2 pseudogenes are annotated in these 641 nt (G+C 69.3%); both read left to right on the top strand.

Annotation, left to right across the window (positions count from 1 at the left end):
- Positions 1–447: pseudogene (locus Q0967_RS17305) on the top strand (hypothetical protein); the annotation flags it as partial.
- Between the two features lie 67 nt (positions 448–514).
- Positions 515–641 (top strand): annotated as a pseudogene (locus tag Q0967_RS17300) (transcriptional regulator); the annotation flags it as partial.

Here is a 641-nt window from a genome sequence, read left to right as displayed (position 1 = left end):
TTCGTCCTGCTCTACGCCCAACCCCTGGCCCGGGTTTGTCGCATGCGCGCCGACCAGATCACCGTTGACGCCGTCGGCGTCACCACGGCCACGTTCGACACCTTCCCCGTCGAGCTGCCGGGCCCGCTCGACCGCCTCGTCCGCACCCACCTGACCCGTCGCGGGCAGGCCTCCTACGTCAGCCGTCCCGACACCTGGCTCTTCCCCGGCGGCATCCCGGGCAAGCACCTGGCGACGGAGAACGTCCGCGCCCAGCTCGTCGAACGCGGCATCCAGCCCATGGCCGCCCGCAACGCCGCCATGTTCCAGCTTGCTGCGAGCATGCCCACCCCGATCCTGGCAGAGGTGCTCGGCCTGGCCCCCAACACCGCCACCCGGTGGGCCGCCCTGGCCTCACGAGACTGGAGCGCCTACACCGCCCAACGCGACACCCACCTCCGACGCTGAAGCTGATGACTTCCCGTTGCACCCCCGACCTCACGGACGGTTCAGCACAAACTGTATAGTTCAGCCCGTGCTGACTACTTCCTCCAGGCTGGACGCGATGCATCGGATCGGCCGGGCCCTGGCAGATCCGACGCGGGCTCGGATCCTGCTGTCGCTGCTCGAACGGCCTGCCTATCCCGCTGGACTTGCCGAGG

This window comes from uncultured Serinicoccus sp. (assembly GCF_947500995.1).
Lineage (GTDB): Bacteria > Actinomycetota > Actinomycetes > Actinomycetales > Dermatophilaceae > Ornithinicoccus.
This window is presented reverse-complemented; position numbering and strand designations above follow the sequence as displayed.